General features: G+C 47.1%; 17 protein-coding genes. 7 read left to right on the top strand and 10 right to left on the bottom strand.

Features of this window, described 5'->3' with window-relative positions; translation table 11 throughout:
* Positions 1–59: 59 nt before the first annotated feature.
* Complete coding sequence (locus ACTNEN_RS11460) at positions 60–1208, bottom strand: mandelate racemase/muconate lactonizing enzyme family protein (RefSeq protein WP_441206608.1); 1149 nt, start codon at positions 1206–1208, stop codon at positions 60–62.
* A gap of 46 nt (positions 1209–1254) precedes the next feature.
* Entirely contained in the window at positions 1255–2544 is a 1290-nt protein-coding gene (locus ACTNEN_RS11455; RefSeq protein ID WP_441206607.1) for an SLC13 family permease, read from the bottom strand.
* A gap of 374 nt (positions 2545–2918) precedes the next feature.
* Between ACTNEN_RS11455 and ACTNEN_RS11450 the strand changes: the two genes are divergently transcribed.
* From ACTNEN_RS11450 to ACTNEN_RS11435, 4 genes are all read left to right on the top strand, one after another.
* On the top strand, positions 2919–3866 hold the full coding sequence (locus ACTNEN_RS11450) for an AraC family transcriptional regulator (RefSeq protein WP_441206605.1): 948 nt from the start codon (positions 2919–2921) through the stop codon (positions 3864–3866).
* Positions 3863–4651, top strand: coding sequence for an AzlC family ABC transporter permease (locus tag ACTNEN_RS11445; RefSeq protein ID WP_441206603.1), 789 nt, complete (start codon positions 3863–3865; stop codon positions 4649–4651). Before ACTNEN_RS11450 ends, ACTNEN_RS11445 begins: the two co-directional genes overlap by 4 nt.
* Position 4652: 1 nt before the next feature.
* Positions 4653–4979 (top strand): branched-chain amino acid transporter permease, encoded by a 327-nt coding sequence (locus ACTNEN_RS11440; protein ID WP_441206602.1) that lies wholly within the window; start codon positions 4653–4655, stop codon positions 4977–4979.
* A gap of 144 nt (positions 4980–5123) precedes the next feature.
* A complete protein-coding gene (locus ACTNEN_RS11435) occupies positions 5124–6071 on the top strand; it encodes a 3-hydroxyacyl-CoA dehydrogenase (RefSeq protein WP_441206601.1) in 948 nt (315 codons plus the stop codon).
* 109 nt (positions 6072–6180) lie between these two features.
* Here the strand turns inward: ACTNEN_RS11435 and ACTNEN_RS11430 are convergent, their stop codons facing one another.
* The 4 genes from ACTNEN_RS11430 to ACTNEN_RS11415 form a co-directional block, all read right to left on the bottom strand.
* Complete coding sequence (locus tag ACTNEN_RS11430) at positions 6181–7191, bottom strand: GGGtGRT protein (protein ID WP_441206600.1); 1011 nt, start codon at positions 7189–7191, stop codon at positions 6181–6183.
* Positions 7192–7216: 25 nt separating this feature from the next.
* The gene (locus ACTNEN_RS11425) at positions 7217–7909 is read right to left on the bottom strand and encodes an iron-sulfur cluster assembly scaffold protein (protein ID WP_441206598.1); all 693 of its coding nucleotides are present in this window, start codon (positions 7907–7909) and stop codon (positions 7217–7219) included.
* Positions 7910–8087: 178 nt separating this feature from the next.
* A complete protein-coding gene (gene gltA, locus ACTNEN_RS11420) occupies positions 8088–9485 on the bottom strand; it encodes an NADPH-dependent glutamate synthase (protein ID WP_441206596.1) in 1398 nt (465 codons plus the stop codon).
* Positions 9486–9502: 17 nt separating this feature from the next.
* Positions 9503–10384 carry a sulfide/dihydroorotate dehydrogenase-like FAD/NAD-binding protein gene (locus ACTNEN_RS11415; protein ID WP_441206595.1) on the bottom strand — a complete coding sequence of 294 codons (882 nt, stop codon included), beginning with the start codon at positions 10382–10384 and terminating at the stop codon, positions 9503–9505.
* Positions 10385–10725: 341 nt separating this feature from the next.
* On the opposite strand from ACTNEN_RS11415, the gene mgtE reads away from it, so the two are divergent.
* Positions 10726–12324: a magnesium transporter gene (gene mgtE / locus ACTNEN_RS11410; protein WP_441206594.1), complete on the top strand. Its 1599-nt coding sequence runs from the start codon at positions 10726–10728 to the stop codon at positions 12322–12324.
* Between the two features lie 211 nt (positions 12325–12535).
* Here the strand turns inward: mgtE and ACTNEN_RS11405 are convergent, their stop codons facing one another.
* Positions 12536–13753 (bottom strand): iron-containing alcohol dehydrogenase, encoded by a 1218-nt coding sequence (locus tag ACTNEN_RS11405; protein ID WP_441206593.1) that lies wholly within the window; start codon positions 13751–13753, stop codon positions 12536–12538.
* 286 nt (positions 13754–14039) lie between these two features.
* On the opposite strand from ACTNEN_RS11405, the gene ACTNEN_RS11400 reads away from it, so the two are divergent.
* Positions 14040–14684 (top strand): hypothetical protein, encoded by a 645-nt coding sequence (locus ACTNEN_RS11400; protein ID WP_441206592.1) that lies wholly within the window; start codon positions 14040–14042, stop codon positions 14682–14684.
* A 155-nt stretch (positions 14685–14839) separates the two neighbouring features.
* On the opposite strand, the gene ACTNEN_RS11395 is transcribed toward ACTNEN_RS11400, so the two are convergent.
* Together ACTNEN_RS11395 and ACTNEN_RS11390 are read right to left on the bottom strand one after the other, a co-directional pair.
* Positions 14840–18475: a UvrD-helicase domain-containing protein gene (locus tag ACTNEN_RS11395; RefSeq protein ID WP_441206591.1), complete on the bottom strand. Its 3636-nt coding sequence runs from the start codon at positions 18473–18475 to the stop codon at positions 14840–14842.
* Positions 18429–21887, bottom strand: a complete 3459-nt coding sequence (locus ACTNEN_RS11390) for a PD-(D/E)XK nuclease family protein (RefSeq protein ID WP_441206590.1) — start codon at positions 21885–21887, stop codon at positions 18429–18431. Before ACTNEN_RS11390 ends, ACTNEN_RS11395 begins: the two co-directional genes overlap by 47 nt.
* Positions 21888–22157: 270 nt before the next feature.
* Between ACTNEN_RS11390 and ACTNEN_RS11385 the strand changes: the two genes are divergently transcribed.
* The gene (locus ACTNEN_RS11385; RefSeq protein ID WP_441206589.1) at positions 22158–22736 is read left to right on the top strand and encodes a manganese efflux pump MntP; all 579 of its coding nucleotides are present in this window, start codon (positions 22158–22160) and stop codon (positions 22734–22736) included.
* A 183-nt stretch (positions 22737–22919) separates the two neighbouring features.
* Here ACTNEN_RS11385 and ACTNEN_RS11380 read toward each other — a convergent pair whose 3' ends face one another.
* Positions 22920–24227, bottom strand: a complete 1308-nt coding sequence (locus ACTNEN_RS11380) for an O-acetylhomoserine aminocarboxypropyltransferase/cysteine synthase family protein (RefSeq protein WP_441206587.1) — start codon at positions 24225–24227, stop codon at positions 22920–22922.
* Positions 24228–24335 lie beyond the last annotated feature (108 nt).

The raw sequence follows: 24335 nt of genomic DNA, 5'->3' as shown, positions 1-24335 counted from the left end.
TTCAAAAAAGATATGTATATTAAAAAAACAAGAGCTTCCTTACGTTTTAAAACACGTTATTACCAGTCCTTCACCGAACCGTCAAAATACCGGAAAGCGGTATTGCTACCCCGCTCCTTTGCCGGATACAACTCCTCTGCGTCATCTGCCAGTTCCACACCGATGCCGGGTGCCTCGGGAATCTCCATAAAGCCATCCTTAAAGCGGAGCGGTTCCTTCACCATCCGATCCTCTGCTCCATTCAGACAGAAACCAGGAAGTTCCTGGATCCCGAGATTTGGAATAGACGCACAAATCTGGAGGCAGGCTGCTGTAGACACCGGCCCGAGCGGATTATGCGGGATAATCAGTACATCGCTTGCTTCGGCGATAGCCGCAACCTTTTTGGCCGCTGTAATCCCACCCATAGCGCAGACATCCGGACGCAGATACTGTGCAGCATTTCTGCGGATCACCTGCTCATATTCCTTTATGTTAATAAAGCGTTCACCTGTTGCAACTGGCACGGAGATCTTGGAAGCTACCAGCGCCATAGTATCCACGTTATCCGGTGTCACAGGATCCTCCAGTACCATCGGACGATACCTGGAAACCTCTGTTCCAAAAGCAATGGCCTCCGGCACCGTCATGCCGCGATGATTTTCAAGGATAAAATCGAAATGCGCACCTAATGCTTCCCGGATAACCCTTACCTTCTCAAGCTCATCCTCTACTCTGCCGGAAAAGAACTCATCAAATCCGTTATTGGCAGATTTCTGCGGACCATTGACAAAAATTTTAGCGGCATTAAAGCCTTGATCCTGCAGTTTCTTATACTCATCTATCAGTACATTGAGATCTGTACTGTGCTTCATTACAGACGCATAGCAACGTACCTTGTTTCTGGTTTTACCACCAAGGAGCTGATATACCGGTACTCCCAGCGCCTTACCTTTAATATCCCAGCAGGCAATATCAATCGCCGAAATGGCACTCATAATGACGGATCCACGGAAATAAACGGCTCGGTACAGATTCTGACCGATATCTTCAATATTAAAAGGATCCTTACCAATCAGATATGGAGTGAACTTTCGGATCGCATCCGCTGTGGAGCTTAAAAATCCCCAGTTTCCGGCTTCGCCCAAGCCTTTGATCCCGGCATCCGTATAGATTTCCACAAAAAGATAATGCTTGGCAAATCTGAGCTTTACATCTGTAATTTTCATAAATTCCTTTCTGACTTATCCGCCTAACAAAAGTTTATTGCTAAATTCAGAAGCATGGGAACACAGTCATAGTATATCCAATAAATACAACACTTAGAAGTATGGAAATCAGCCATCCACCCTTAAACAAATCGGTAAGATTGTAGCCCGCGTCGCCCATACACATTGGGATTGCCGGTGTTGCCATCGGTGTCATGAATGCTGTCAGAGAGCCTGCATTTACCAGAAGCACAAGTCCGATGGGATTAGCTCCCAGTGCCTGACAAGTCAAGAGACAAATCGGTACAAACACTGCAGATACTGCACGATTCAGCATAAACTGTGTAACAATAAACGGGATAATAAAGAACAGCGCCCCAAGTATGTAGCTGTTATGTGTTCCTCCTCCAAGACCAGCAAGCCCTTTTCCAATCAGATCTCCGGCGCCGGTAGCCGTTAGCGCCGTGCCAAGTCCCAGAGCACCTACATAAAGCAGAATCATATCCCACGGCACATCTCTGAGAGATGCCTTCTGGTCTACCACACCAAAGAGCACCATAAGCAGAGAACCTGCCAGTGCCACCCACCAGTTTTGAAGATGAAGCTGTGCAGAAAAAATCAGGATGATGATCGTTCCAAAGAAAACGATAATACCTGCCATATCAGCAAACGGAGAAAGCGTACTTGCATTGCTTCCGCTCCGTTTCTCATTGCTCTCTGTTTCCGAATGGCGGTCTGACGGCATAAACTTTGGTGCAAGAAATACTGCCCAGGCAAAAGTTACCAAAAGTACAGGCCACTCACCCTTAAAAAAGTTAATTGCGTTAAATCCCTCTGTAAATCCATAGGTTTGAAAAAAACCCTCAAACTGTCCTGCCATCTGAATCGCGGTGGGTCCCGGTAAGATACCACAGGTAGCAATCGCTACAACCACGAGTGGGAAAAGGTATTTGCTTCGCGGCTGATTGGTACTGTCACATAAAGCAACAAGCAACGGAGAAACAATCGCATAAACAACCATCGGACTTGCAATAAAGTTAGATAAAAGGATCGTAAGCAGAACATATCCGGCATATGCTTTGGAAAATGAGCCTCCTGTAATATGCAGCAGTCCACGACACATCTTATCCACCATAGATGTGCGGCGGAATCCTGCAGCAACAATAAACATAGCCGCCATAAGGATCGTATTAACATTGGCAAAGCCTGCCAGTGCCCCCTCTGCATCGATGCAGCCCGTAATATACAGCAGTGCAAGTGAAATCATAGATGTCAGCCACATCGGTATTTTATTGAGAATGTAGCTGATCAATGTGAGCACAAAGATCACGAGACAAATCATTAGCTGAGTATTCATAAAGCCCCCTTTGAATAAATGTTTTCCGGGTGATTCCGGTAAATGATGGATACAGAGTATCAGCATTTCCTGAAAAAATCGTTGAAAATATTATGGCTGAATGTTTCTCTCTCCTGATTGTTCACTCATTTTAAGTAATTTAAGACGCACATCCTGCATAATTCATCCAAATATTTTGCCTGTTCTTATCCATAGGAATGGATCATTTTCCAGTCATAATCCTCCACTTTATTCCTTCGATTTCCTATTTGCTTTAAAAATATTAAGCGTTATAATCGGTACTATTGAAAATTTGCATTCAAATATCCGGAACCGGTAAAAAGTTTGGATTTTGATAATGATAAAAGGATGATATGTTTTGAAAGGTAAATCCCATGGATCTCATTTACCAACATGAATGGTCAGAAAGCGGCATTTCCGTAAATAGCTATGTACATCAGCTCAGAAATTATCGTTATAACTGGCACGAAAATGAATATGAACTGAATATCGTCCTCACCGGCAGTGCGGAATTTGTCCGCGGTAATGATTATTTCACCCTGGAAAGTGGAGATATGATCCTGATCAATCCAGGCGTCGGTCATGCTTCCTACAGCCTTATGGATAAAACTGCAGCTCTTGTCATTCATATCCCACAGGAAGCTTTTAAGCCTTTACTGGAACAAGGTCAAAGCTACCGTTTTATATATGTGACCGATTATAAAAGCCGCAATACATTAACGGCAAAAAAGCTTCGTTACTACGCAGCCTCCCTGTATCTTTCTCTTGCAAAATTGGACAGACTCAGCGTATTTCGCTCCCGGGCGCTTATCGATCTGATAGCTGCCTTGCTTGTAGAGGAAGTACCCCGGACAATCTCTTCGTATCATAAGGAGGATGAACTGCATAAGCAGACAATTCGTATCATGACAAAATATATGCAGGAACATTTTGCGGAAAAAATCACTCTGGATGATCTTGCATCTCTTACCCAATATAACCGAACGTATATTTCCACGCTCTTTAAGGAAACACTGGGAATACGATTTTATGATTATCTGATCCGTCTCCGTATATCCAATGCGCTCTACAGTCTCAAGGATGAGACTCTTACTCTCACCGATGTAGCACTGGACAATGGTTTCCCGGATCTTAAAAATTTTAACAGCAGATTCCGGGAATTTATGCATATCTCTCCCTCACAGTATCGTGCAATGATCCGCAGCGATCCGCATGGGTTTCTTATTAACCAGCGGCACTTTTATCATCCGGAGGATCCGCTTATAGCACCGGTACTCAAGAGTTATCTGGATATTTTTGCAAAAGGAAAGGATGTATTATGACAAGGCGTGTGATCAGATCCGCTTTTATCAAATCACTGCCAATTATGGCTGGCTATATTGTACTGGGTATGGGATTTGGCATCCTGCTTTCTAATCACGGTTATGGAGTCCTTTGGAGCTTTGCCATGGGGCTCTTTATCTATGCTGGTTCCATGCAGTATGCCGGTGTCACTCTGCTTTCCAGCGGTGCCTCTTTGATCACTGCCGCCATCATGACCGTCATGATCAATGCCCGTCATCTTTTTTACAGCATATCCATGATCGACCAGTACAAAAACGCCGGGAAATACAAGCCCTATATGATTTTTGCTTTAACCGACGAAACCTATTCTCTGCTCTCTGACGGATACTGTCCAGATGGAGAAAACATTCACCAATTTCGTTTTCTGGTTTCTCTTTTTAATCAGATTTACTGGGTCTTTGGCTGTGTGGCAGGTTCTCTTGTGGGCTCTGTCCTGCCGTTCAGCACAGAAGGCATTGATTTCTCCATGACCGCTTTATTTATCGCATCCTTTACGGGACAATGGATTAATACCAGGCAGCATCTTCCTGCTCTGATCGGGCTACTCTCCTCTCTTGTCTGCCTTGTGCTTTTTGGACCGGAGCGTTTTCTGATTCCTTCCATGCTGGTTATTACACTGATTCTATCCTTACTCCGTAAAAAACTCACGCAGGAAACCATTAAAGAAGAAGCAGCAGACGATATTAAAGTTAAAAATATAGAAGCGGATCCCATGGAAATGAACAAACCTGTTGAACTCTCAGAAGCCGGAAAGGAAAACTAATATGAATACTGATTTTCATGCTGCAATGCTGATCGCAGTGATGTCGATTGTAACCATCCTGCTCCGCTTTCTGCCGTTTATTATTCTTAATGGAAAAAAGACACCCGCTTACATAAGCTTTCTTGGCGAGGTGCTTCCCTCTGCCATTATCGGAATGCTGGTCATCTACTGCCTGAGAAATACAGATCTGACACACGCTCCTTTTGGAGCTCCGGAAATCATTGCATCGCTGGCTGTAATCATCCTGCAGGCAGTAAAAAAGAACTCCCTCGTAAGCATCTTGTGCGGTACCCTGATCTATATGTTTCTTGTGCAGCATGTTTTTTGATTGTATTTTTTTGTATACAATGCTAAAGTATCCTTACGTAGATACATTTCATATACATGCGAATGTAATCTTACTGAATATGACGTAGATCCGGTATGAATCATACTGTTTCTCGTAGGATCCTTAGAAAGTGAGGTATAAAAGATGAAAAATATCGTATTAATCGGCGGTGGTGTCCTCGGAAGTCAGATTGCCTATCAGGCGGCTTACCGTGGATTTGCCGTTACCATCTGGCTTAGAAGCGAAGGCTCCATCGGTCGTTGTCAGCCAAAGCTGGACAGGCTGCACGAAATATATTTATCAGATTTAGAAGCAGCAAAGCAGTATATCGGTCGTGAACATGCGCCTGTTCCGTCAGCATTGTTTGATGATTTTCAGCATTGCAGCAAGGAGGATATTGATGCGCTTAAGAAAAAAGCCGATGAAGCATATCATACATTAACACTTACAACTGATCTTGACAAAGCACTAAAGGATGCGGATCTCGTGATTGAGGCTCTGGCAGAAGACCCGGAACAGAAAAAAGAGTTTTATGAAAAGGCAGCACCACTGCTTCCGGAAAAAACGATTCTTGTGACCAATTCTTCTACACTGCTTCCAAGTAATCTTGCAACCTTTACCGGTCGCCCTGCCAAATTTCTTGCACTGCATTTTGCCAATGAAATCTGGAAAAACAATACTGCAGAGGTTATGGGACATCCCGGCACAGATCCGGCAGTTTATGACGAAGTTGTTCGATTTGCATCTGCAATCGGTATGATACCTCTCTGTCTTAAAAAAGAGCAGCCGGGATATCTGCTTAACTCTCTCCTGGTTCCGCTGCTGAATGCCGCCCAGGCTCTACTTGCCAAAGAGGTTGCCGATCCCGAAACCATTGATCTTGCATGGACCAAAGGTACCGGTGCACCTATGGGACCTTTCCAGATTTTGGACATCGTCGGTCTTACCACCGCATATAACATTGTCATCATGAATCCTCAGGCAAAGGATCCGGATTCCATCCCCGGAAAAATCGCCGCTACACTAAAGAAATATATTGATGAAGGAAAAACCGGCATTAACGCTGGCGAGGGATTCTATAAATATCGTTAACTACGAAATATTGGAAACTGCAAAAAAAAGAGAGACCTGGTTCAAGCGACCAGGTCTCTCTTTCTCATTATAGAGAAATATGGGAAAATATAGGATAACTATATTTAACTTAGAACTTCCCTGCCTTAGCAGCCTCTGCTACAGCAACGGCAACGGAAACGGTGGCGCCGACCATCGGGTTGTTACCCATGCCGATCAGACCCATCATTTCAACGTGTGCAGGTACAGATGAAGATCCAGCAAACTGTGCATCACTATGCATACGTCCCATGGTATCTGTCATACCATAAGATGCAGGACCAGCTGCCATGTTATCCGGATGTAAGGTACGACCTGTACCACCACCGGATGCTACGGAGAAATACTTCTTTCCGGCTTCCAGACGTTCCTTCTTGTAGGTACCGGCAACTGGATGCTGGAATCTTGTCGGGTTGGTAGAGTTACCGGTAATGGAAACATCTACATTTTCCTTCCACATGATTGCAACGCCTTCCGGAACAGAGTTAGCACCATAGCAGTTAACCTTGGCACGTGGACCATCAGAATAAGAGATTCTCTCTACTTCCTTAACCGTATTGGTATATGGATCATACTCGGTTTCCACAAAGGTAAACCCGTTGATCCGGGAAATAATCTTAGCTGCATCCTTGCCAAGACCGTTGAGGATAACTCTCAGCGGCTTAACACGTACCTTGTTGGCATTGTTGGCAATACCGATAGCACCTTCTGCGGCAGCAAAGGACTCATGACCTGCAAGGAAGCAGAAACACTCTGTATCCTCTGAAAGAAGCATCTTACCAAGGTTTCCATGTCCGAGACCAACCTTACGGTTATCAGCAACAGAACCCGGGATACAGAAGGACTGAAGTCCCTCACCGATTGCGGCAGCTGCATCTGCTGCTGTTCTGCAGTTCTTTTTAATGGCAATAGCAGCACCTACGATGTATGCCCAGCATGCATTCTCAAAGCAGATGGTCTGCACGCCTTTAACCATGTTATAAACGTCAAGGCCAGCGTCTTCTGTGATCTTGCGGGCTTCTTCGATATCTTTGATACCGTATTTATTTAAAGCTTCATTGATCTGCTTGATACGTCTCTCGTATCCTTCAAATAATGCCATATCTTTTTCCTCCTTCTGACCTTACTTACTGCTTACGAGGATCGATGAACTTAACAGCGTCATCAATACGTCCATACTGTCCCTTGGCTTTTTCCCATGCGGTATTTGGATCGTCACCCTTTTTGATAAAATCAGTCATCTTGCCAAGGTTTACATACTTATAACCGATAATCTGATCATCCTTGTCCAGTGCAAGATCCGTAACATATCCCTCTGCCATCTCAAGGTAGCGAGGTCCTTTTTTCAGAGTACCGTACATAGTACCAACCTGTGAACGAAGACCCTTGCCCAGATCCTCAAGTCCGGCGCCGACAGCAAGGCCATCATCTGAAAATGCGGACTGAGAACGTCCATATGCGATCTGGAGGAAAAGCTCTCTCATAGCAGTATTGATTGCATCGCATACAAGGTCTGTATTTAAAGCCTCAAGCACAGTAAGTCCCGGAAGGATTTCTGCTGCCATAGCTGCAGAATGTGTCATACCGGAGCATCCGACTGTCTCAACCAGTGCTTCCTGGATAATACCCTCCTTAATGTTAAGGGAAAGCTTGCAGGCACCCTGCTGTGGAGCACACCAGCCTACACCATGTGTAAATCCGGAAATGTCCTTAACTTCCTTGGCCTGAATCCATTTTCCCTCTTCAGGAATCGGAGCTGCGCCATGATGAACACCCTGCGCAACAGGGCACATGTTCTCAACCTCATTTGTATAGGTCATATGAATCTCCTTTCAATTTTCCTGCGGATCAAGTGCGGAAACGCAGGAACTCTCATTCAAGGCTTCTATGTCCCCGGCCTTCTGCTCCGGGAACATAAACACTAGTATTTTCCCACAAGACTGCGTTATTTTCAAGTATTTGATTGACAGAAATCTAACGGAAATCCGGCATCAAAGATCACTCTTTTCTTCCGTTCAGATACTCATCAATCCCCTTTGCTGCAGCCTTACCTGCACCCATGGCAAGAATTACCGTTGCCGCTCCGGTCACAGCGTCTCCACCGGCATATACGCCCTGCTTGGTTGTCTCGCCGTTTTCTTCCTTCGCGATGATACAGCCGCGGTTATTGGCTTCCAGTCCTTCCGTTGTTGAGGTAATCAGCGGGTTAGGTGAAGTACCGAGGGACATGATAACACAGTCACAATCCAGAACATATTCCGAGCCTTCGATCGGTATCGGACGACGTCTGCCGGAGGCATCCGGCTCGCCCAATTCCATCTTCTGTATCTTCACGCCCTTAACCCAGTCGTTTTCATCTGTAAGAATCTCAACCGGATTCTGCAGGAGGTCAAAGATGATTCCCTCCTCCTTGGCATGATGAACCTCTTCTACTCTTGCCGGAAGCTCCGCCTCTGATCTTCTGTATACAACATGTACTTCGGCGCCAAGACGCAGCGCTGTTCTTGCCGCATCCATCGCAACATTTCCGCCGCCGACAATGACTGCCTTCTTACCGCACTTAATCGGTGTATCAGAGTCCGTACGGAATGCCTTCATAAGATTATTTCTGGTCAGGAACTCATTGGCGGAATAAACGCCGTTGGCGGTCTCCCCCGGGATATTCATAAACTTCGGAAGACCGGCTCCGGTTCCCAAAAATACTGCATCAAAACCTTCCTCATTAAGAAGCTCATCTACCGTAATGGACCGACCCACGATAACGTTGGTATCAATCTTGACTCCCAGCTTCTTAACATTTTCAATCTCCGGGATTACCACCGCATCCTTAGGCAGACGGAACTCCGGGATACCATAAATCAAAACGCCGCCCGGTTCATGCAGCGCTTCAAAAATTGTCACTTCATATCCAAGCTTTGCAAGATCGCCAGCACATGTAAGTCCTGAAGGACCGGCGCCGATAACCGCAACCTTCTTGCCATTCGGCTTTCCCGCTTTGGCAGCAAAATACCCATGCTCTCTTGCCCAGTCGGCAACATATCTCTCCAGCTTTCCGATGGCAACCGGCTCTCCCTTAAACCCACGGATGCACTTACCCTCGCACTGTGTCTCCTGAGGGCATACACGTCCGCACACAGCCGGAAGGGAAGATGACAAAGCGATGATATCTGCCGCTCTCTCAATATTTCCCTGCTGAATCTCATGGATAAACTCATTAATATGGATCGCTACTGGACATCCCTTTACGCACTGTGGATTTTTGCAATTCAGACATCTGGATGCTTCCGCCTTAGCTTCCTCATCATTGTATCCGAGGCAGACCTCCTTGAAATTGGCAGCTCTTACCTTAGGATCCTGTTCACGAACCGGAACTCTCTTTAATACATCAACAGCCATTATTGCATCCTCCCGTCTTAATTGCATTCACCGCAGCCGCCGTGTGCCTTTTCCGCCTCAAGAAGCGCAAGCATTGCCTGCCCCTCCTCTGCCTTATAGGTCTGCTGCCGCTTCATTGCAAGATTGAAATCCACCTCGTGTCCGTCAAACTCCGGACCATCTACACAGGCAAATTTCACTTTACCACCAACAATCAGCCTGCAGGCACCGCACATACCGGTACCGTCGACCATAATCGGGTTCATAGATACCACGGTCGGAATACCCATGTCTTTTGTCGTAAGACATGCAAATTTCATCATAATGACCGGACCGATGGCAATACACTTGGTATATTTTCTGCCTTCTTCATTGACCAGCTTTTTAAGTACGTCCGTTACCACACCCTTGGCTCCATATGATCCATCATCTGTAGTAACATAGACATTGGCGGCAACCTCCCGCAGCGCATCTTCCATGATGAGCAGATCCTTATTGCGGGCGCCCAGAATCACATCCGCTGCGATGCCATGCTCATGCAGCCATTTTACCTGCGGATAAACCGGAGCCGCGCCAACACCGCCGGCAATAAAGATAATGCTCTCCTTCTTAAGATCCTCAAGCGGAGTTTCAATAAGCTCCGAAGGCCTGCCCAAAGGCCCTACGACATCCGTAAAGGAATCTCCGGCTTTAAGATGGCTCATCTTTTCTGTCGAAGCTCCAACGACCTGAAATACAATCGTAATGGTGCCGGCTTCTCTATCATAGTCAGCAATGGTAAACGGAATCCTCTCTCCCAGCTCTCCAAGCTTTGCAATCATAAACTGACCCGGTTCACACTTTCTGGCGACAAATGGTGCTTCAATAATCATGAGCCAGTCTTTGTCTACCAGATGCTCAACTTTAGTGATTTTATACATCTCTTCCTCCATGCTTTTGAGTTATGGTCTGTTTTCCGACCTCTCGCGTTTCATGCCTGATCATGATGCATATATTATAACAGGTGTCCATCGGATTTCCAATAAACAATTAACAATATTGTGTAATATTTAACAAGCGCATTGCGTAAAAGTCATCTCATTATATGAACTTTCTGTAATCGCCGTTGAAAAATTCCATGTACACTTCCTCGAAATGTTGCCCGGAGCTTTTTAAAATGTTTTACAAAAAAGTTCAGTAAACTCTTTCGTTTTCAGCATTTAAATTTTACAATGATATAAGATACTGCATTTTGATTATATGTGTTTCAGGGAGGCCGGCTATGGAAGATCTTAAGCAGAGTAAAACCGACATGCTGCAGCAAAGCAGCCATGATACTGTAAATTCCACATCGGAACCGGCAGAGGAGAAGGACACAAAAAATACGGACATTGATATCCCGGAGGAGAGCCGTCCTAACCTGACCGAGCTTTTTGAGTCCATTCCGGACCAGAGCAAGGATAAGGACAAGGATGATGAGGATCGAAATCTGATTCATACGGATTCCGATGACTTCGATCAGAATAAGGAACCGGATGAAGACGATGATAACGAACTGGAAGACCTCATCGATCAGGGTAATAAGGAAAATATCGGAGATTATTACGAGGATATGCAGCCTGCCGACTTCGTTGAGGAAGTCGATGAGCTGGATGACGAGGATATCGATAAGCTGCCGGAATTTCTTGACACAGAGCAGCTGACCGAAATCATGGAGGAAGCAGACGATGATACCCGTCAGCGTCTCGGAGAGCACATCAACGATGACCAGCTCCTTGAAATGTTTGAGGAAATGTCCAAGGATGATATCGTGGATATCCTGGGTGAAATGGATATCGCAAGGCGGAAGCGTCTTCTGAACCGCATGAAGGCAGGCGACCGCAGAATCATTCACACGCTCCTGCAGTATCCGGATGATTCTGCGGGAGGTATCATGACCACCGAGTATATTGCCCTCCGGGAGGACCGTACCTGCGCGGAGGCCCTGGATACCATCCGTGATATCGGTCCTAAAACCGAGGTGATCGAAACGATTTATGTTACAGACAGTGACCGCCAGAAAAAGCTTGTGGGGACTGTCGATCTCAGAGATCTGCTGAGTGCTTCCAGAAACACGAAGCTTATGGAGATCATGGATGATCAGGTTGTGTCCGTGGAACCGGAAGTGGATCAGGAGGAGGTTGCGCAGGCAGTATCCAAATACGATCTGCAGGCGATCCCGGTCGTGAGCCGCAAGGGTTCCATCCTGGGCATCATCACCGTTGACGATATCATTGACGTCATCAACGAGGAGCATGACGAGGATATCGCCCATTTGGGAGGAACCTCCGCAGAGGAAGGCATGGACACAACACTCTGGGAGTCTGTACGCATGCGTCTTCCATGGCTGCTTGTGAATCTCCTCACCGCCTTTCTCGCATCCTTTACTGTAAAGATTTTTGAGAGTACCATTGCTCAGGTTGTTGCTCTATCCGCTACCATGACCATTGTATCCGGTATGGGCGGGAATGCAGGCACGCAGACTATGTCCGTCATGGTCCGGGAGCTTGCCAACGGTGAAATAAAGTTTTCCGAGTGCTGGAAAGCTTTTTTAAAGGAAATCTTTCTTGGTGTTGTAGACGGTGCCGCTACAGGCGTTGTCACTGGTATTGTCGTTGCACTGATTTATGGCAACGCATACCTCGGTCTCATCATTTTCCTTGCGATGATTGGAAATCTCGTGGTTGCCGGTATCTTTGGTTTCCTGGTACCACTGGTACTGGAAAAGCTGCACGCAGATCCGGCGCTGGCATCCAGTATCTTTGTGACCACCGCGACGGACGTACTCGGATTTTTTATCTTCCTGGGACTCGCCAAGGCATTTCTGCCATTTCTTAAATGAATAAACATCGCCACCTGAGCCTATAGGTCAGGTGGCGTTTGCGTATCGGCACATAGAATCAATTAACAATCAAGGCAGCTATAAACGCAGGAGGGATCGGATGATTTAAAATCATTCGCTCCCTCCTGCGTTTTCATTATAAGGATCTTTTTATATTACACTTGCTCTTTTAGGTCGACAATATCTGATTAATCTAAACTTACTTCAGTAATCAGAAATCTACCTCTGTATCATAGTAGCAGCACTTCAGCAGCTTCTCCATCTCCTCCTGTGACGGCTGACGTGGATTGGAGCCTGTACATGCATCTGCAATAGCTCGCTCTGCAATACCAGGAAGTCTCTCAAGGAATACTTCCTCCGGTACAAAGCCCTGCTCGGTCGGATAAGAATCCTTACCATAATGCTGGATGCAGTGCGGAATGTTAAGCTCATCATTCATGCCACGGACATACTTAATCAGAAGCTGAACCTTCTCATCATCGCTGCTGCCTCCGAGATGCATATAGTCTGCGATCACCGCATATCTCTTTTTGGCAGTCTCATCCTTTGCATTAAAGGCAATAACCTTAGGCAGGTACATTGCATTGGCAGCACCGTGGATAATATGTGCGCCATAATCTGCAAATACCGCACCTGTTTTATGCGCCATGGAATGTACGATACCAAGCAGTGCATTGGAAAATGCCATACCTGCAAGACACTGTGCATTGTGCATAGTATCACGGGCAGTCATATCTCCATTATAGGATTTTACCAGTGTGTTCTGAATCAGCTCAATCGCATGGATAGCCAGAGGATCTGTAAAGTCGCAGTTTGCTGTGGATACATATGCCTCAATGGCATGCGTCAGCGCATCCATACCGGTATGTGCAACCAGCTTCTGCGGCATGGTTTCTGCAAGCTCCGGATCTACAATGGCAACATCCGGTGTGATTTCAAAGTCTGCAATCGGGTACTTGGTTCCGTTTTCATAATTTGTGATAATTGAAAAAGCGGTAACCTCGGTAGCTGTACCGGAAGTAGATGAAACAGCACAGAAATGAGCCTTATGCCGAAGCTCAGGGATACCAAATACCTTGCACATATCCTCAAAGGACAGATCCGGACACTCATACTTGATCCACATTGCTTTAGCCGCATCAATCGGAGAGCCGCCGCCGATTGCAACGATCCAGTCCGGCTTAAACTCCTCCATTGCTGCCGCACCCTTCATAACAGTTTCAACAGAAGGATCCGATTCAATGCCTTCATACAGCTTTACTTCAAATCCTGCTTCCTCAAGATACTGCTCGGCTCTCTGCAGGAAACCGCCACGCTTCATGGAACCGCCGCCAACGCAGATCATTGCTCTCTTACCCTTCAGATTTTTAAGCTCTGCCAGGGAACCCTTGCCATGATAGATGTCTCTTGGTAAACAAAATCTTGCCATACTATACTCTCCTTTATTCATTTTATTATGTGAATGCAGCCAGCCTGAAGCTGCACACTGCATATGTTATTTTTTTAACAGCCATAAGCATTATACCGTAGCCGGGTAATATTGTAAACACAAATATGATATTTATTTATCATTCCTGTTACTTATTTATCATTATATCTTTTGACCCATTTTCCTGTTACTATGATATAAATGAAATCATGCCATTACCAAGATACTTCTGGTAGCGGTAGTACATTGCACTAAACAAAAATCTGCACATAGAAAGGTCTTACATATGATTAAACTGGAAAGAACCTCTGTCATGAATCTTGAAAACGCCATGAGAGGCGCGAGAAATCCGATGAACTCCTGGGCTCGCTCCGACTCTTATTACGATGAACACGGAAATTACATCCTTGGTCCCAATGACCTCTCGCTCGCAAGACGTCTCCGGCTTGCAGGCTCCGACCACCGGAAATTCATCCGTCAGATCATGGTATCGGTGGATATCACCGCTCCCATCTACTGGTGGAAGGAATTTGATACCTATAAGGTTGCGACCGTTGCCAATTCCACGTCCACCATGCATAAGATCCATTCCAAGCCGATTGAGCTTGAGGATTTCTCTCATGATCATCTGACCCCGGACGCTCTCGAGATCATGTCTGCTTATATCAATGAAATTGAGAAAATCCGCCTCCGCTATATGGAAAACGGCAAAAATAAAGAGGACTGGTACAATCTGATCGAGATGCTGCCGGAATCCTATAACCAGATGCGGACCGTTACACTAAATTACGAAACGCTGGTTAACCAGTATTTCAGCCGCCGAAACCATAAGCTCACCGAATGGCATGAGTACTGCCGCTGGATTGAAAGCCTTCCCTATGCTTCAGAAATCATCATTGCAGAAGATACCCCGGCGGAAGCAGATTCCTGATTTTCCTGATTTCACACAGAAGATCTGCCTGTTTATGGCATAGGCGTAATTTCATTCCACCATCAGACTCTTAAGAGGCATAACGAGAATGCAGCCTATAAAAAGCGCACATGACAAAGCCCGAAGCTTCCGCCCCGGGCTTTGTCATCGATGCTTCAGACCGCAATGGTCTTTTCCAGCACAATAGAATAAATCAGTTTTTTCTTTACCGGCATCTGGAGGATGGAGGAAAGTGCATCCGCATAAAGCTCGAGCTGCTTCTGATACCTCCCTACAAGAGTTTCCTCCTTATGCACATGATCGGACTTATAGTCCACAAGCACAATCCCGTCCTCCTCTACAATAAAAGCATCGATGATACCCTGGAGAAGAATCGGCTCGGTAAGTGTACTGTCCGGAAAAAGGTAGTTGTACGGTACCTCTTTCATAAAATGCTGCTCCCGGAACAGGCGTCGTTTCTCCTGTGCTTTACGGAACTCCGCCGCAAGTTCCGTTTTTAAAAAGGCAGCAAATCTTTTTTCATTGATCAGCTTATACTCTGCCTCCGGCAGCAAGTCTGCCAGCTGATTCATGTCCTTACTGTAGTCGTACCTTGCGAGTGCGTGATGATACGCATCTCCTACCATGGCACCTGCAGGCTCCAGATACTGCTCTGATGAACCGCTGTGGTCCGCAGTGATGTGCCAGGTCTCTGCTGCAGCTTCTTTTTCATACTGCTCTATGGCAGCCTCCTTAATCTCTGAAACCGAATGCTTCGGATACAGTTTTGTAGCAGCCTCGTGCGGGTATTGGTACGCAAAATCCTCCAGCATCCTCTGGTAAAGCGGACTTTTATCAGGATAGGCACTGATTTCCTGCTGCAGCTCCTCCGAGAGCAGCACCGTCTTTTTAAGCTCATCCCCCTGCAGCTTTCCAAGATCTGCAAGGCTCAAGGTCTGTAAGCGAATCGAGCATTCGGAACTTCCCGTTGCTAAAAGCCGGCTGCCCATTGCCATGGTAATCCAGTCAAGATAGCACTGTGCCGAACGGATTCTGGAGCCAGTGATTTTTGTATCGTCATCCTCACATTTTGCCATAAATTTATCAAGGTCAGAACATGTCGCTGTAAGGATCAGCTTATCCTGTGCCCGGGTCATTGCAACGTACAGGACTCTCAGCTCCTCGCCAAGCTGATCCATCTCCATTTTTTCCCTTAAGGCGAATTTTTTAAGACTTGGGATACGCACACGAGTTTCCGGGTCAATATAATCGCACGCCATGCCGAGCATCGGATCAATCAGGAGCTTTGCATTTAAGTCACTTCGGTTAAACTGCCTGGAGAGACCTGCTGTAAAAACCACCGGGAACTGCAGTCCTTTGGATTTATGGATGGACATAATCCGTACCAGATTGTCCTGATCGGAATACACCGATGCCTCTCCCTGGTCATTATCATATTTTTTCAGCTTCTCAATATAACGGATAAAATCAAAAAGCCCTTTGTAGCTTGTCCTCTCAAATCTTAGTGCTTCATCAATCAGCTGATCCAGATTTGCTTTCCTTCGATTGCCTGCCGGCATGGCTGAAGCATAATTATAATATCCGGTCTCATCATAAATCCGGTACAGAAGCTCATGAATTGTTAAATAATGCGACATACGGCGGAAGCGATCCAGCATGGCAAAAAAGCTCTGCTGCTTCCTGCGAAGCGACTCCGGAAGTTCCTCCCCGGAGGCGGATGTCCCGGACTCTCCGAATGTCTCAGGTTCTTTATCCGTCACAAGCTCTCCTGGTGCTTCGGTTTCTACCAAAGCTTCCATTTCTTCCGAAGGTAAGGTTGCTTTAGTAAAAGCATCCTTATCCGCTTCCATATCCGGGAAGCTCCGGATCAGCGTCCCATCCTTTGCTACCAGCTCCGCAAGCTCCTCATCCGTAAATCCGCCGATCGGAGAGCGCATGACTGCGGCAAGCGGAATACTCTGCCTCGGGTTATCGATGATACTGAGCAGCGAGAGGATGGTTTCCACCTCCACTGCCGTAAAATATCCTTCATTCGTAATGCAATACGCGGGGATCCCGGCATGTCCTAGGATCTCTACCATTTTGTCTGCCCAGGCACCGGGCGAACGCATCAATATCACGATATCTCGGTATTCATATCCCTCCGCACGCAGCTTATGAATCCTGGCGGCAATGAGCTCTGCTTCCGCCTCCTCCTTGCCAAGGTTTGGCAAAGCAGCATCTGTTTCTGCCGCAGCATCCTTTAATCCCAGCACAAGAAGCTCTGTGGTATAATCCCGCTCCCGGAATGTCCCTTCTCTAATGGCTTTTTCGTCCTCGGACTGCTCGTCTCTACCGGCATACAGCGCCGACCGGTCCGTATAATCAATCCCCCCTACTTCCTTTTTCATAATGCGGTAAAATACGTCGTTGACGGACTGGAGTACCGTATTTCGGCTGCGGAAATTCCTGGAGAGCTCGATTTTTGGATATGTACTGTCATAAAGCTTTGTAAGAAAGAGATCTGGTCTTGCCAGCCGGAAGCTGTAGATACTTTGCTTCACATCCCCTACCTGAAAGACATCCGGACGTCCGAAGCGTTCACCCGATAATGCCCGGATCAGCTCTTCCTGGACAAGATTGGAATCCTGATACTCATCCACCAGGATCTCCCGGTAGGCTCTTGCATAATCATCCGCAATCAGAGAGGGTTTCCGTTCCTCGCCCTCTCCTGTATACAGGATTTCCAGTGCCTTATGCTCAAGATCCGAGAAATCCAGGATACGACGGTCCGCCTTCTCCTCCTCATATCTGTCCAGATATTCCTGCGTGAGCTCAAGTAAAACCCGGATATGCTGATCCAGATCCGCCTGCATTTTTAAAAGCGTAGTTTCATCCGGTAAAAACAGTCTTTTTTTAAGCTCCTGAAGATCTGCCTTTACCAGATTTCTCATGTTTTGTACATTGTCCTTCCACAGGCTTTTGGACCGTGGCAGCCGATCCGGCACATACCTGCCTGCTGCTGAAACCATCTCCCGCAGATGATCGCAGGCAAGAAGCTCCTCCAGCGTATCAAGGTCATGCTGTAGAGCCGGAAGGTATGCCTCCGGTCCATCCTCCTCAAGGCAAAGTTCTATTGCCTCTTTGAGAATATCCCTGTCATCCCGAAAGCCTGCGCGTAAATCTTCTATGAGAAATGCTTCCACTTCAGCGTTATTTTGTCTGGCTTCCGCTCTTAAATACTCCATCGGCCAGGGATGCGACTCCGCAGCTTCCGCCACCTGCAGAATCAGTTCCTCGATACCTTTATCCTCCTTACGATCGGAAAACTGATCTACAAAAGCGATATAGCATTCCTCCTGCTCCTGATAATGCGTCTCCATCATGTCCCGGATAATATCACTTTTTAAAAGCTTGAGTTCTCCCTCATCTCCAATTCGAAATGACGGATCCAGACCGATCACCGCATAATTTTCCATAAGGATCCGCCTGCAAAAAGAGTCTATCGTGGAAATATTGGCATTCTGAATGTTTCCCGCCTCCCGGATCAGAAGCTCATTCCCCGGATGTTCTCTTAACTTCTCCTCAATGGCACTGCGGATCCTATCCCGCATCTCCTGTGCTGCCGCATCCGTAAATGTCATAACAACCATCTGGGACAATGAAACCGGGTCCTCCTCATCCATCAGGCGGTCAATGACATGCTGTACCAGCACTGCCGTTTTACCGGAGCCTGCCGCTGCCGAAACCAGCAGATTTCCTTCCTTATGATTTATGACCCTCTTCTGATCCTCTGTCCACATTGCTGTCATTTTCTATCCTTTCCCAGATTTCCTCCGGTTTTGCCTTTATGCCTGTCCGATATGCAAAGCCCGCAATTCTCGGATCAAACCCGCAAACGGCATGATACGGGCAGAAGCTGCATGCAGTATATTTAGCATCCAGTCTTACGGGATCAATAGAGATCCTGCCTTCTTTAATTTCCGCTGCGTCCTGCCGGATCTGCCGGTCCACATACTGTCCAAGTGCCATAAACCGTTCCGTGGGTGCCACAGATTTTTTCTTTTCATCCACCATGCCGTTTTTGACAGTGACCGGGATGATGTCAGATTCCTTCTGGATGGTACGATCCATGTGCCGGACAGCATCCAGGCTGGTATTGACCAGTCCATCCATCCGGAGCGTCCGAAGCCGCGCCTCCGAGAGATCCTTGGCTGCCGTCAGATCTTCTCCATTAAGGACAGGATCATCAATGTGATAATAAAACATCCCCGCCGGCACAATTTCCTTTTCAGAGAAGCGAATCGCAGCTTCCGTAAGCGCAACATTCAGATATGTGGCAAGCTGGATCTGCTGTCCGTCATATATTTTAGCGAGATCGAAGCTTGTAGCCCCGGTCTTATAATCAATGACCCGGACGTAAACATGCCCCTCATCCTCACAACGGTCAATCCGGTCAATGCGTCCATGGAGCCGGATCCCATCCCGCACAAAATCGAAGCTTTTTTCCACACCCACAACCTTGAAATCGCCGCGTCGCAGCTGTTCCCCCAGCGCCCACAGGGTGGTTTTTGTGACCTTCCGCACCTTACGGACAATATATTGATTTCGTGCGCTGTCCAGCATCATGCTGTGGCTGTACTGCGACGAAACCCTGGCAACGCTTTCATTTGCAAGCTCTGTAAGCTCCTGCTCCGTAAGCTCTGAGATCGTTTTACCCATTTCCTCCGCAAGCCGGAAACAAAGCTCAATTGCGGCATGATACAGATTTCCGATATCAAAAGCCTGTACCTCATAGGTTTTGCGCTCCATGAGGCGCAGTCCGTAATGCAGGAAATGCGCATATGCACACTGCCTGTACTGCTCAAGGCGCGTAATTGAGCCCTCAAGCACACTTCCGTATACTTCCATGGCAACCCTCGGGTCCAGCTGATTTCCACTGTATCTTGTGAATGCCGCCGTTAAAAGCTGCCGCGCTGCATCCCGGTAGTCCGGATCCCGATACAGTAGCGCAAAATACCGTATCGTTTTTTCCCATGCCTCCGTGTGGCTCTGCTCTTCTGAAGCATTCGCAGCTTCCAGAAGCCCGGGCATATTTTCTGCTATGGCACGTAATGCCTCCTTACGGGTATAAATCCTGCGAGCTTCCGATCTGAGGGAATGAATCCGAAGCCACGGGAAAAATCTCTTAAGCTCCAGAATCAGCGAGGAGGCCTTCTGTCCCTTGCCGTCTCTGCCACGCATCGGATATGACAGGATCAGTCTGTCCCTTGGATTCAGGAGCGCGCGATATATATAAAAGCGCTGAATCAGTGCATTTTCCACCCGGTCCGGAGCCAGCTCCATTCCCAGCTCTTTAAAGAGCGCCCGATCCCTGTCTCCCAGCAGCTTCTGATCTGACTCCGCCTTTGGGATACGATCTGCCGTGATCCCCGCGATAAAAAAGAGTCTCGGGTTTGCAAAACGGGAACGGGTGAGATCACCGATCAGCACCTGATCCAGCGTTGCCGGAATCACCCTTATGGAAGCCTGCTTGAGTCCTGCTTCGAGGATATCCCGGAACTCTGTCCGGGATGCCTTGGTCTCGCCCAGAAGCTCAGTAATCCGCATAAGTACCTCATCAATGGCATCCATGCCTTGCCTTAGCTCCTCTGCACGATTCTGATCTCCCTCCTCTTGAAGTGCCTCTGCTTCCTCCGTGACAAGCTGCCGCGCAGAAACTTCCTCCAGCAGCTCCTTCAGTGCCTGAACTCTCACGGAAATGGCAGCGTAGCGGTCGGAAATCTTGTCACGCATCGTAAGAAGCGGAAGCATAAATTTCTGCCGGAGATCCTCATGCTCATCCCATACGCTCTGATAACGGCTGACGCCTCGTATGCCCCGCTCCCGGAGGAAATTATCGAACTGGTCAACAAGATCCTCCTCCATGGGACTGCTGTCCGGGAGCGCTCTCAGATACCTGAGCACGCTGTCAAATGTAAAATCACGGTCAATCACCTCAAGTGCTGCCCGCATTACCTCGGCATAGGGAGAATCCAATAGACTTCCCGGATCGTCAAAAAAGTACGGGATATCTGCCTCGGAAAAGGTCTTGTATACAATATCCCTGTATGCCTCCGGTTCTGTCAGTAGGATACTGATCTCCTGATACCGGAAATGCTCCTCACGCACAAGCCTCTCAATCTCCGTGGCAATGGCTTCCATCTCCCGCCGCTGATCCGGTGCCTCCCAGATTTCCATCCCCTCAGGTTTTCCGGGAAATTTCTCTATGACTCCGTCAAAGCGGTAAAGATTCTGCTCCAGGAAATCAAGCTCCGGCAGCTTCTCAAATCGTGGAAGTCGTAAAAATGGCGATCTTACCTCTCCTGTGACAGCATCGTATAGGTTTAAATTGATATCCGGAAGTATGCTGATATTGTTTTTTTCCGCTAGCTCCGTTACTGTCTGTACGGTTTTTCCGGTAAGATAAAAAAGCTCCTCCGGTGTTTTAGGGCTGTGGGCTGTACTGTTATCTCTCCTTCCGAGATCCAGGCAAAATTCTACCCGGTCCGCTACCAGCATCATCTCCTCCAATACATTTTTCTGAATCGGAGTAAAGCCTGTGAAACCATCCAGTGCGATCACAGCTCCATCGATGAGCTTTGTTTCCGGAAGATACTGATAGAGACGATCCAGCAGCTCCTCCTCTGTCATGTACCCATGCTCCTCCATATAGTTACGGAAGGTTTCATAAATTAGTGCAAGATCATGAAGCTTTCCTTTGGTATAAAGGGATTCTGCATGCTCTGCTGCAAGATCCAGCATCTCCGGCAGGATCCGGTACTGGTAAAATTCGGAGATCTGTGACTTAAGCTCATCAAGGAAGCCCGGTTTATTGAGCTGATGCGTGTAAAGTGTAAGCTTGTCCTTAATATCCTCCGCCACCTTACGTAAAATCATGACCTTGCCGGTATCATCAATGATCCTCGGTACCGGCATGGTAAGCTCCTCAAAAACGCGATAGGCAAGGCGGTTAAAGCTCAGGACATCAATGTTGATAATCCCCTTACGTGCTTTATTTTCAGGATGAGAGATTACCCGCTTCTGCATGGCAAGCGTATCCTGCTCCGGTACAATGATAAGCCAGGGTTTACAAAGATTTGCGGGAGCCTTGGTCACAAACTCCCGGAGGATGTATTCGGTTTTACCGGCGCCCGAAGCGCCAAAAATAAACTGTACTGCCAAAAGCTTCTCCTTCCGGAAAGAACATATTTTGATAAAAGCATCATATCATAAAGCATGAGCAAATTTTTGTCATCTCGGCAAAATCTGCATGAAATTACCTATGAAACTGTTTTTGCATCAAATCAAGCCAAAGGCTGCCTATGAACCTACACCTACTTATAAACCTATGAAAATGACCTCGTAGTCCTCGCCGCAAACTTCGCATTAGACTTGACTAATAAGATCTTAAGCTCATATAATAGCGGAATTATGTCAGGAGGACCGCAATTCATGCACTATCTTTTATTTCTTATAAACAGCGCCTTGCTGGGCGTCGGACTAGCTATGGACGCGTTTTCCGTTTCCATGGCCAACGGTCTCCGGGAGTCCCATATGGATCAGCAGAAAACAATAAAAATCGCCGGAACCTTTGCCGGATTTCAGTTTCTGATGCCGATGATCGGATGGACCTGTGTGCATACCATCCTGCTGCTCTTTGAACAGTTTCAGAAGCTTATCCCCTGGATTGCGCTGCTGCTTCTTGCCTATATCGGAGGTAAAATGCTCTGGGACGGCATGCACTGTGAGATACCCGAGGAGGATCAGGTCACGGGGAACTGTGCTCTGATCATGCAGGGGATTGCCACCTCCATAGATGCACTCTCTGTCGGCTTTACCATCGCAGCATATCATCTGGATGCCGCATTACTTGCGTCTCTGATCATTGCTGTTGTCACCTTTATCCTCTGCTATCTAGGAGTAGGTATCGGCAAACGCTTCGGTACCCGCCTCGCCGGTAAAGCTACGATCCTTGGCGGTCTCATCCTCATCGCGATCGGACTTGAAATCTTTATCAGTGGAATACGATAAACAAAATACCGTAGGATTTTCCGAGTAAGCTACCCGGTCATTGAACCAGCGAGAATTTCCTCTTAGCATCCTAAAAAAACTACCGCCGCAGGGCTCGAACCTCTGCGGCGGTAGTTTTTCTTATTTTCATTTTTAGGAGGATGCAAAAACGATAGAACAATAACAAGGGCTGATCATAAAAGCTCAGTCACCGTAAACGGCCTTAAATGCCTGATCGAGGTCCGCAATGATGTCCTCGATACTTTCAATACCGATGGAAAGACGGATGGTATTTCTCTTGATGCCCTGATCCTTAAGCTCAGCATCATTGCACTCTGCATGTGTTGTGGTTGCCGGATGCACAACGAGTGACTTTACATCAGCAACATTGGCAAGCAGGGAGAAAAGCTCCAGATGGTCAATGACATCCTTTGCTGTCTGCTCATCGCCTTTGACATCAAAGGTAAAGATGGATCCGCCGCCATTAGGATAGTATCTCTTATACAGCTCCTGCTGTACCGGATCCGTAGAAGCTGCCGGATGAGAAACATACTCTACATGCGGATTATGCTTAAGAAAATCTACAACCTTCAAAGCGTTTTCCGTATGTCTTTCTACCCGGAGAGACAGAGTTTCGAGTCCCTGCAGCAGAAGCCATGCATTGAGCGGCGCAAGAGTTGCTCCCTCATCTCTCAGGATAATGGCTCTTAAATACGTAGCAATGGTTGCCGGCGCCGTATCCACTGCAAAATTAAGTCCATGATATGACTCGTTTTTGGTAGCAAGCCACGGCCATTTTTCCGGCTGATTCCAGTTAAACTTACCGCCGTCAACGATCACGCCGCCCAGAGTCGTACCATGTCCACCGATAAACTTCGTCGCGGAATGCACTACGATATCCGCGCCATGCTCAATCGGACGGAGCAGTACAGGAGTCGCAAAGGTATTGTCAATAATCAGTGGCAGATCGTGCTTATGCGCAATCTCAACCCATTTGTCAAGATCCAGAACTTCACCGTTAGGGTTTCCCAGTGTCTCCGCATAGAGTGCCTTGGTATTTGGCTGAATCGCAGCCTCCACCTCCTCGTAATTATACGGATCAACAAAGGTTGTCGTAACGCCAAACTCAGGATAGGTATGTGCCAGATAATTGTAGGTACCGCCATAGATATTTTTAGCCGATACGATATGATCTCCGGCATGAGCAACTGCCTTGAATGCATATGTCACAGCTGCTGCACCCGAGCCGACGCCAACGGCAGCAACACCGCTCTCCAGTGCTGCAACTCTCTGCTCAAATACATCCACGGTAGGATTGGTAAGTCTGCCGTAAATGTTTCCGGCATCCTTCAGCGCAAATCTTGCGGCTGCATGATCCGCATTATTAAATACAAATGCGCTTGTCTGATAAATCGGTACGGCTCTTGCTCCGGTAGCAGGATCTGCTTCCTCCTGACCAACATGGATTGCCTTGGTATCAAAGCCGGAATTTGCAAAAGATTTCTTAGCCATATGTTGTTCCTCCCATTCATTATTCTGTATATTACTGTACTTTTGGAAATTAAGGAAATGCTGTCATCTATGATATCGTATGCATCGCATTTCTGTTAGCTTCTTGCT

This window comes from Oribacterium sp. HCP28S3_H8, from assembly GCF_052064775.1.
GTDB lineage: Bacteria > Bacillota > Clostridia > Lachnospirales > Lachnospiraceae > Oribacterium.
This window is presented reverse-complemented; position numbering and strand designations above follow the sequence as displayed.

What these genes read in the sequence shown, in the direction of transcription:
- ACTNEN_RS11385 (WP_441206589.1), top strand. Translation starts at nt 22,158, where the DNA reads ATGCACTATCTTTTATTTCTTATAAACAGCGCCTTGCTGGGCGTCGGA.
- ACTNEN_RS11430 (WP_441206600.1), bottom strand. Translation starts at nt 7,191, where the DNA reads ATGGCATTATTTGAAGGATACGAGAGACGTATCAAGCAGATCAATGAA.
- ACTNEN_RS11445 (WP_441206603.1), top strand. Translation starts at nt 3,863, where the DNA reads ATGACAAGGCGTGTGATCAGATCCGCTTTTATCAAATCACTGCCAATT.
- ACTNEN_RS11460 (WP_441206608.1), bottom strand. Translation starts at nt 1,208, where the DNA reads ATGAAAATTACAGATGTAAAGCTCAGATTTGCCAAGCATTATCTTTTT.
- ACTNEN_RS11400 (WP_441206592.1), top strand. Translation starts at nt 14,040, where the DNA reads ATGATTAAACTGGAAAGAACCTCTGTCATGAATCTTGAAAACGCCATG.
- gltA (WP_441206596.1), bottom strand. Translation starts at nt 9,485, where the DNA reads ATGGCTGTTGATGTATTAAAGAGAGTTCCGGTTCGTGAACAGGATCCT.
- ACTNEN_RS11425 (WP_441206598.1), bottom strand. Translation starts at nt 7,909, where the DNA reads ATGACCTATACAAATGAGGTTGAGAACATGTGCCCTGTTGCGCAGGGT.
- ACTNEN_RS11450 (WP_441206605.1), top strand. Translation starts at nt 2,919, where the DNA reads ATGGATCTCATTTACCAACATGAATGGTCAGAAAGCGGCATTTCCGTA.
- ACTNEN_RS11435 (WP_441206601.1), top strand. Translation starts at nt 5,124, where the DNA reads ATGAAAAATATCGTATTAATCGGCGGTGGTGTCCTCGGAAGTCAGATT.
- ACTNEN_RS11395 (WP_441206591.1), bottom strand. Translation starts at nt 18,475, where the DNA reads ATGACAGCAATGTGGACAGAGGATCAGAAGAGGGTCATAAATCATAAG.
- ACTNEN_RS11380 (WP_441206587.1), bottom strand. Translation starts at nt 24,227, where the DNA reads ATGGCTAAGAAATCTTTTGCAAATTCCGGCTTTGATACCAAGGCAATC.
- ACTNEN_RS11405 (WP_441206593.1), bottom strand. Translation starts at nt 13,753, where the DNA reads ATGGCAAGATTTTGTTTACCAAGAGACATCTATCATGGCAAGGGTTCC.
- mgtE (WP_441206594.1), top strand. Translation starts at nt 10,726, where the DNA reads ATGGAAGATCTTAAGCAGAGTAAAACCGACATGCTGCAGCAAAGCAGC.
- ACTNEN_RS11415 (WP_441206595.1), bottom strand. Translation starts at nt 10,384, where the DNA reads ATGTATAAAATCACTAAAGTTGAGCATCTGGTAGACAAAGACTGGCTC.
- ACTNEN_RS11440 (WP_441206602.1), top strand. Translation starts at nt 4,653, where the DNA reads ATGAATACTGATTTTCATGCTGCAATGCTGATCGCAGTGATGTCGATT.
- ACTNEN_RS11455 (WP_441206607.1), bottom strand. Translation starts at nt 2,544, where the DNA reads ATGAATACTCAGCTAATGATTTGTCTCGTGATCTTTGTGCTCACATTG.